Source organism: Candidatus Vicinibacter proximus (assembly GCA_016713905.1).
GTDB classification, from domain to species: Bacteria; Bacteroidota; Bacteroidia; order Chitinophagales; family Saprospiraceae; genus Vicinibacter; species Vicinibacter proximus.
In genome coordinates this window covers 1,293,364-1,300,972 of sequence record JADJOE010000001.1, presented here as the reverse complement: position 1 = coordinate 1,300,972, position 7,609 = coordinate 1,293,364, and the positions used below count along the sequence as shown (strand labels likewise).

Annotated in this window: 7 protein-coding genes and 1 tRNA gene; 5 read left to right on the top strand and 3 right to left on the bottom strand. The window is 40.0% G+C overall.

What is annotated here, in order from left to right:
- Window positions 1–32: 32 nt before the first annotated feature.
- The 3 genes from IPJ83_05080 (at window position 33) to IPJ83_05070 (ending at window position 2,844) form a co-directional block, all read left to right on the top strand.
- A complete protein-coding gene (locus IPJ83_05080; GenBank protein MBK7879915.1) occupies window positions 33–368 on the top strand; it encodes a hypothetical protein in 336 nt (111 codons plus the stop codon).
- A 183-nt stretch (window positions 369–551) separates the two neighbouring features.
- A complete protein-coding gene (locus tag IPJ83_05075; protein MBK7879914.1) occupies window positions 552–2,486 on the top strand; it encodes a cytochrome C peroxidase in 1,935 nt (644 codons plus the stop codon).
- Entirely contained in the window at window positions 2,476–2,844 is a 369-nt protein-coding gene (locus IPJ83_05070; GenBank protein ID MBK7879913.1) for a c-type cytochrome, read from the top strand. Before IPJ83_05075 ends, IPJ83_05070 begins: the two co-directional genes overlap by 11 nt.
- A gap of 227 nt (window positions 2,845–3,071) precedes the next feature.
- On the opposite strand, the gene lysA is transcribed toward IPJ83_05070, so the two are convergent.
- The 3 genes from lysA to IPJ83_05055 all read right to left on the bottom strand — a co-directional run bounded on the left by lysA (window position 3,072) and on the right by IPJ83_05055 (window position 6,818).
- Window positions 3,072–4,271, bottom strand: coding sequence for a diaminopimelate decarboxylase (gene lysA / locus IPJ83_05065; GenBank protein ID MBK7879912.1), 1,200 nt, complete (start codon window positions 4,269–4,271; stop codon window positions 3,072–3,074).
- A gap of 38 nt (window positions 4,272–4,309) precedes the next feature.
- Entirely contained in the window at window positions 4,310–5,638 is a 1,329-nt protein-coding gene (locus IPJ83_05060; protein MBK7879911.1) for a hypothetical protein, read from the bottom strand.
- Window positions 5,639–5,699: 61 nt separating this feature from the next.
- Complete coding sequence (locus IPJ83_05055; GenBank protein MBK7879910.1) at window positions 5,700–6,818, bottom strand: hypothetical protein; 1,119 nt, start codon at window positions 6,816–6,818, stop codon at window positions 5,700–5,702.
- Window positions 6,819–7,015: 197 nt separating this feature from the next.
- Between IPJ83_05055 and IPJ83_05050 the strand changes: the two genes are divergently transcribed.
- Together IPJ83_05050 and IPJ83_05045 are read left to right on the top strand one after the other, a co-directional pair.
- Window positions 7,016–7,086, top strand: a tRNA-Cys gene (locus IPJ83_05050).
- Between the two features lie 207 nt (window positions 7,087–7,293).
- Window positions 7,294–7,443: a hypothetical protein gene (locus IPJ83_05045; GenBank protein MBK7879909.1), complete on the top strand. Its 150-nt coding sequence runs from the start codon at window positions 7,294–7,296 to the stop codon at window positions 7,441–7,443.
- Window positions 7,444–7,609 lie beyond the last annotated feature (166 nt).

Below are 7,609 nucleotides of genomic sequence, written 5' to 3'. Positions count from 1 at the left end.
GGGATGAATGAAGCCAGATCCAAAAAAGAATCTTGCTGGTATATGTCAAAAAAGTGAATGGGAGCAACGAAGATTTGAGGAGTAAGCAAAGCAAACCACTGAACAACCGAAACAGGTTTCAGTCCAATGTACAAACATTTGAATATGGTCATATTCATGCCTACTATCAGGTTGGCTTTGACCGACATAAGAAATCTGGAAAAAACAGGATTTTGTCAATCCCAACATTTTATCAAATTACCAGATGCCGGATCTTCCTTTACGAAGTCAAAAATAGTGAAACTTGTACTCAAAAAGAAAGAACTAAAAAGATAAAATCACAACCACGGACAAATCAACTGATAACACATCTGACAAAAAACAATTAAGTTAAATATACAATATATATTATTTTGTTTTTTAATACTTTATACATATATAAATAATTTAATATATTTTAATTTAAAAAATTTAATTACTGTCAGTTCCCGGGTCTCTCTTCTAAATTTAAAAAACAGCCAACCATCCGCCAAAATGTTGGCTGTGAAAATCCTAACTTTGCAAACTTCATGATGAAAAAAATAAAGTTCGCCTACCCGGTTGCCGTCCTGATAATCATGGCCATTTCTTTGGCAGGATTTAATCAACCAAAGGATCTATCAGCCCCATCCTACAAACAGCTTTATCAGGATAGGCTTGGCCAGCTGCAATCCTCCATCCTGAAATCTCTTGAAATTATTAAAAAATCAGACCCCAGAAATCCTGAAAAGAACCAACAGATTCTAAAATCGATACACTCCTCCCGCCTCCAACTTAAATCTTGCGACTTCTGGCTCCGATACCTGGATCCGATCGCCTACCGAAAAATAAATGGTCCTCTTCCGGTGGAGTGGGAAAACGAGGTGTTCGAAAAATTTGAAGCTCCTTACAAAAGAGAAGGTGCCGGCTTGATACTTGCAGAAAATAAGCTCGGTGAAGAGTCACTTCAAAAAACTGATTTAATTGCCTTGCTGGATTCAGCCCTTGCTTCCATACCCTCTTTCTTGACTGACTCCATGATTGCAGAGGTTAATAATCCCGCAAATTTCTATTTCGCCAACCGACTTTTTCTGTTGAATCTGACAGCCATCTACACTACAGGATTTGAGTGTCCGGATTCAGCACAAATAATTGTTGAGTTAAAACATTTGTTGAATGAAACAGCAAAAATTTACAACACCTTCAACCAGAGTAATCCAAAATATTCCATCTCCCAAAATTACTTAACTCTTTATACAGGTCTAATTGGTTTTGTGGAACATCAAACAAATGAATTTTCAAATTTTGATCACTACATTTTTATCAAAGATTATGTCAATCCACTTTTTGGATTCAATCAATTGGCGATTCAAAAAAATAATTTCCGATCAAAAAATTACAATGATTATTCACTCAATAATAAGGCTCTTTCTATTTTTAAAAAAAAACTTTATACCGCTCAGGACATAAAAGGCATCTTTCGTCCCGTCGAAAATGATTCATTGTTGGATGAAATACGTGGTTTGGGAAAATTATTGTTTTATGATCCGCTGCTCAGCGGAAACAACCGCAGATCCTGCGCTTCCTGCCACATCCCGCAACAATATTTTACGGATACTTCCAGGCTAACAGCTTTGCAATTTGATGCGCGCAACTCACTTGCAAGAAATACTCCGACGCTGGTGAATGCGGTTCATCACCACTTGATGATGTTGGATGGAAAACACCATACCCTACTGAATCAGTTCAGAGATGTGATCAGCAAACCCAATGAAATGAACAGTGTTCCCGACGAACTGATGAAAAAAATAATGAGTTGTAAATCTTACAAAACAAAACTAAAATCACTAGCCAAATATACCAGTGTCAAAAAACCAACTTTAGAACACCTCGCCTCCGCAATTATACTTTATTACAGTCAATTCAGTTATACCGATGCACCATTTGATCAGTCGATCAATGCTGCGGCAAATATTTCAACTGATGCCATCAAAGGATTCAATTTATTTATGGGAAAAGCGCAATGTGCAACCTGCCATTTTCCTCCACAATTCAATGGGATCAAGCCCCCCTACATCAGCAGTGAGTTTGAGGTGATCGGAGTTCCTGCAGACAGCAACTTCACAGGGCTGAGTCAGGATTCTGGTCGATACACCGTACACCCTGTTTCAGAAATGTTGCATGCTTTCAGAACTGGAAATCTTCGCAACACCTCCCATACAGCGCCTTTTATGCATAATGGATCGTTGAGCACCCTCGAACAAGTCATTGAATTTTACGATGCAGGCGGAGGTGTAGGTAAAGGACTTCCTGTAAAAAATCAAACGCTTGAATCGGATTCTCTTCACCTTAGTGTCACAGAAAAAAAACAACTCATACATTTTCTTAGATCGCTAGACGAAAAAATTCAACCGGGGGATCCTCCTAAAGAATTACCTTTATCATCTGTGAAAGCATTGAATAAAAGAAAAGTTGGTGGTGAATATTAAATCAAGATTCATACTGCAGTATATTTTTTTGGCATCTATACTGATGCCAATAAGCTTCTCCTGCAAGCCTCGCATCACTTATCCTTTGCCCAAAAATATTTCTAAGGAAAGTAAAAAAAATCTCACCGCTTACTGGAAACATGGGAGAGATTTGTATAAAGAAAATTGCAGTGGCTGTCATGGAATTTTTGGCAAATCAAAAGACAGCATTCCTGATTTTTCTCAACAGCAATTAGACACTTATAAAGCTAAACTCTCCATCACGGATGCAGACAATCACGGGATCGCCCAAAAGTTGAGCTATGAGGACATTGAGGCGATTTTACATTTTCTGAGTTTTAAGAAAATCAGAAAATAGCTCTGTTCTTCTTGTGAAATTCTAAGCTTCAAGCTGGGAAGCTCGAAGCAACCACTCAAAACTTCAAGCTGGGAAGCTCGAAGAAACCGTTGCTAGCTGGGAAGCTCGAAGAAACCGATTTCATAGCTTCAAGCCGGGAGGCTCGAAGCAACCGGTGGGGAGCTCGAAGCAACCGAGTATTGGGAATAAATGTGTAACAAGTTTAAACAATCCGAGAAAGAAAGTTGCTAAACTACTTCAATCTGATTTTTCAACAAATCTTCCATGGTGTCGCGGTTTCGGATCAGATAATCTTTCCCTTCGTGAATCAATACTTCAGCAGGTTTGAATCTGGAATTGTAATTAGAGCTCATCGTAAAACAATAGGCCCCTGCATTTTTAAAACAAAGAATGTCTCCGGGATGAATCTCACTCACCACTCTATTGCTGGCAAAAGTATCGGTCTCACAGATGTAGCCCACAATGTTGTAGACTCTTGGTTTTCCTAATGGATTTGACACATTCAGAATGTGGTGGTAACTGCCATAAAACATAGGACGAATCAAATGATTCTGCCCGCTGTCCACGCCAGCAAACACAGTAGAGGGTGTTTGCTTGATAACATTTGTTTTCACAAAAAAGAATCCGGATTCTGAAACCAGATATTTTCCGGGTTCAAAATAAAGTTTAAGATCTCTTCCATATTCTTTACAGAAATTATTGAAACGATCGGATAAGATTTCTCCCAATTCTTCCACATCTGTACACACATCATCTTCTTTGTAAGGTACTTTCAATCCACTGCCAAAATCCAAAAATTCCAGATCAGGAAATTTTCTCGCAATGTCAAATAAAATATCCGACGCCAGGCTGAATACACCGGGATCCAGAATGTCAGATCCTGTGTGCATGTGCAAACCATTAATTTTAAGTTTAAGTGCTTTGACCAATCTTTCTACCAATGGCATTTGATAAATTGAAATTCCAAATTTAGAGTCGATGTGACCCACACTGATTTTTTCGTTTCCACCTGCCATCACATGCGGGTTGATACGAATGCAAATCTTAGCCTCTGGATAATGCTGTCCTATGTATTCCAATGTCTCAATATGATCTATATTCACCTGCACGCCGAGTCCAATAGCCATTTCAATTTCATCCACACTGACACAATTGGGTGTGTAGATAATTTTGGAAGGATCGAAGCCCGCCTGGAGACCGGTCCAGATTTCCTGGATGGAAACGGTGTCCAATCCCGCACCCCATTGGTTTAGAAGTTTTAATATGTTGATATTATTCAGTGCTTTACAGGCAAAATGTATTCCAAGGTGTTTCACTGTAAATGCAGTATTCAATCTGTCCAGTTGTCTGCGGATGATTTCGCTGTCGTACACATAAAGTGGTGTTTCATATTTCTTTACCAGGTCGAGTGCATCTATTTTTTGTATGCTGTATTTTCCGTTGATCAATTCCATATTGCTTTTCTTTAAAAAGGTAAAGGTCGTGTATTTAAGCGGGTCCAGCGTTGTAAGAGCCGATAAATTTGTGTTTTTTCTTCCACACTAAAATTTCTGATTCTGGTACGGTGATTGCCACCTTTCATTTCAAATCTGGCTGCATCCAAATTTTTGTCAGGGACCACTCCGCATGAAGTCCAGGTGTCTATTTCACCATAAATGTAGAGTATGTGCCGGCCCTGATAAATGGCTTTTTCATTCATCATTTTCATGTATGCAGAATCGTAAATGATCGGGACATCCTTTGGACAAAATATAAGGTTGGATGGATTTTTTTCGTATAGCAAATAGGTACTTAAACCCACGGTATCAAAACTGTAGTAACCTAATTCCGTCATGTTCTGATAATATGCAGGCAAGTAGTACGCGCAATTTTTATCATCGTATAAATTGATGTCCACTGTTTCTTCCAAATGCTCAAAAATCTCTCTAGCAGTCGCGGCCGATTCCGGAATTTCAGAACAACCAAAGCCCCATTGCCAAAAAGAGAATGGATATTCCAAAGCTGCATATTCAATAGTTTTTTCGATGCCCAATGGAAATTCAACCTGCTCCGTAATTGCTAAAGTATCGATCAATAATTTAAGCTCGTCTCTATGATTAAAAATCTGCTTTTGGAATTCAAAAACTTTTGCTCTGCATTCTGGGGTGCTGACTTTATTTCTGTAATGATCGATGGTTCTGAAATCCTCTTGTGCCAGGGCAAAAGGCGCTACATAAGCTACCACCGCTGAAAGATTTTTTGGAAATGTGAGTGAATAAAGAATTGAGGTGGTACCACCCTTTGAGATGCCGGTACTGATCCATTTATTTTTATAAATTTTTGAGAAGCGTTTTTGAATTTCATTCAAATCAAGCAAGGCCTGTTCCTGCTTCAGGAATTTCCAATCCATTACCTTCGGTGTGGAGCTTCCCGAATAACGAAACTCAACAGAAATCTGATTTGCATCAAAAATGCGCGTAGGTTCATACACATTGTCACGGATGGCATATCCTTCTGTCACCAGGACATTTGGTTTCTTCCGACTCTTGTGATACAAATAAATTTTCTGATAAAATTTTTCCGAATCAGCATTATGATGATCTACTTTTTGGAGTATGTTGACTTCGAGTACAAATTTAAATCCCTCTTCACTTTTAAAATCTGAAATCCTGCAATCCGGAAACTGTTGTCGGATGAGCTTTTCAATTTCCCTTTTTTCTTTTTCATTTGAATGAAATTTCAAGGGGGTTGCATCCGCTGACCAAAATGTCAGCAAGAAAAAAGTTAAGATTAATATTTGTGATTTAAAATTCATGGAATGGCAACTGAAAGAGCAGGGTCAAAAATAAGTTAATAAAAGGACTCCGGACAAGCGATCAATGAATTCGACGGACGCCGTCCTCCAATTCTGCTTCAAATATTTTTGCCTCCTTGTCAAATTTTTTGAAATAGGCCTTCGAAAGGGCATGCTGATAATCCTGCTTTGCATCCTCCTTGAGTAAATGCAAAGTACTGCCTCCAAAACCTCCACCCATCATCCTCGCTCCCATCACGCCTTCAAATTGTTCTGCAAATTCCACCATAAAATCCAGCTCTGCACAAGACACACGGTATTGATCCCTCAGCCCTGCATGTCCTTCCAATAAAAGTTGCCCCAATTCATTCACCTGATGAGCCGTAAGATTTTCTGCAAAAGTCAACACCCGTTTGTTTTCTTCCAGGACATAGGACAGCAGTGGAAAATCCTCTTCTGACAAATGGCTTTCCCATTGAGACAGTTCATGAATGGGCAGTTCGCTGATAGACGCTCCGGCAAAACCATTCAGCTGCATGGTCCTCAATATCCCGGTACAAGCCAGGCTTCGGTTGTTGTAATCTGAATCGACCAACTTATGCTTTACTCCGGTATCCGCAATCAGCCAGCTAAAACCGGGGATGTCGACCGGGTAGTATTTGAATGACCAATCCGAACAATCAATCAGCAATGCCTCCTTTTTCCTGCCATTAAAAATGCTGATCTGATCCATCATGCCACCCATCAGCCCGGAGGCGCGCTCTGCCTGAACGGCCCATGCAGTAAGGGTTTCCGTAGGAAGATCCAAGCACATCAATTGGTTGATTCCAAAAATAAAGCCGCAGGTGAGGGAGGATGAAGACGAAAGCCCGGCCCCCATAGGTAGTGTTCCCCCAAACTCCATTTCGAACGGTGGCACCTTGATTCCTTGAGCTGCCAGAAAATCGATTACACCCTGAAGGTAAACCATCCAATGGGGTCTTTGCTGATTTCCGTACCCCCAATCGTCCCCTGTATCCAGTGCCCTGAATTTCATGGCAGGAGCCTCAGAGATTCCCAGGAACAAAGATTGTCTGATGGCTGCCGGAAGGCAATATCCCTTATTGTAGTCGGTATGTTCGCCAATCAGGTTTATTCTGCCCGGAGATTGAATCAACAGCTCATGATCCCCCAAACAGTCCAGATAATCGCTTTCTCTCATGCTCATGCCTTGTAGCGCAAAGATATTCAGCCTGCAGGTAAAAACATCACCAGTGACATCAACTCATCCAGGAACCAAAATGCCCTTATTCAGGTGCTTTGAGCCCCTGAGACCATAGTTTCCTGCAAATTCCAAAAAATCTTTTACTCCTTTATAGATTATACTTTGGACTTTTCTATCTTTGCCATCCCTTAACGGGTCGGGTGGCCGAGTGGCTAGGCAGAGGTCTGCAAAACCTTCTACAGCGGTTCGAATCCGCTCTCGACCTCGAAACCTAAAATTCCCTCTATTCTTTCGGATAGGGGGATTTTTATTTTTTATGCTTTGGCGCTCAAGAAAATCTGACTAGTATTCCATCCAAAGAATAACTATTAAATCGTTTTACAAGATGAAATGATGCCAGTGCAAGGTTGCGACAAAATTGTGTTCAATTTTCAAAATGCCGGAACCTGCTGTTATAATTTGATTGCACAAAATGGGACGGAATTTTTCACTTGCAGATGGTTCCCTTTCATTCTTTACACAAGTACTTAGATGGCAGGTAGTGCAAGTCAGTCAAAATGAATGCAATGCTCGTCCTATAATCGGCAATATTTATCTAAGAAATATCATCATCGACGATTAGTGTAGCCCTGCTGTTGCTGCTCTATTTTAAACTGTTTACAAAAGGACTGCAAATTTGCAGAATCCGTAAAAGTAGTATGTGGATAAAATTCCGCGGGGACTAATCCTTTTCATGAAAAGAGGAATGATATTCATTTAAAGTATGCGGGGATACTTTATTTCAAGTA